Genomic DNA, 611 nt, shown 5'->3' with positions numbered 1-611 from the left:
TGTAGCGGGTTGGCTGCGCGGAGTTGGGGTTTTCGATGTGACGCTTGCCGAACAGGAATGCACGTTCGATGTCGCTCATGTGCATCTTGAGGGCTTTCATCTGCGCCTCGTCTTCCTTGTCACCGGTACGAAGGTTAGTGGCCTTCAGAGTGTTGGTGACGGTGTAGCTGGTGCGGAAGATTTGGGTGTAGTTGAACGTCACGTCGGCGTCGAAGCTGACGGCCTCGGGGCTGTTGTCACCTTCCTTGGCGGCGTAACCGGCGATGACCAGTTCGTCGTTGTCGGAGATGGTGAGGGCAGTGCCGCCGATGTTGCGCTTGACGGAGATCGAGCCGGAGCTGCCGTCGCCAAGGGCGGTGGCCTGCATGACTTCGCCGGTGTTGGCGTTGACGATGATCGAGCCTTCTACCACGAAGCCGACGGCTGGGATGGCATCGACGGAGAGAGTGGTGGCGTTCGCGTCGTAGCCGCCAGCGTTGTCGACCAGGAACGTGCGGTCAGGCAGTTCGTCGACGAAGTTGCGGTACTCGGGATCGTCAGTGGCTTCTGATCCGGTCATGGCCAGAAGGGCATTGAATGGCGCTGTGCCGTTCGGCTCCAGCATGGTAAAC

1 protein-coding gene is annotated in these 611 nt (G+C 60.4%); it reads right to left on the bottom strand.

Features of this window, described 5'->3' with window-relative positions; translation table 11 throughout:
• Window positions 1-611 (bottom strand): SU10 major capsid protein (locus tag AK963_RS34310; RefSeq protein ID WP_175404779.1); only part of this gene is annotated, 611 nt, incomplete at both ends.

It is taken from the genome of Endozoicomonas atrinae, assembly GCF_001647025.1.
Taxonomy (GTDB): Bacteria; Pseudomonadota; Gammaproteobacteria; order Pseudomonadales; family Endozoicomonadaceae; genus Endozoicomonas; species Endozoicomonas atrinae.
Note: the sequence above shows the minus strand (reverse complement) of the source record. Positions and strands in the feature narration are given on the sequence as shown.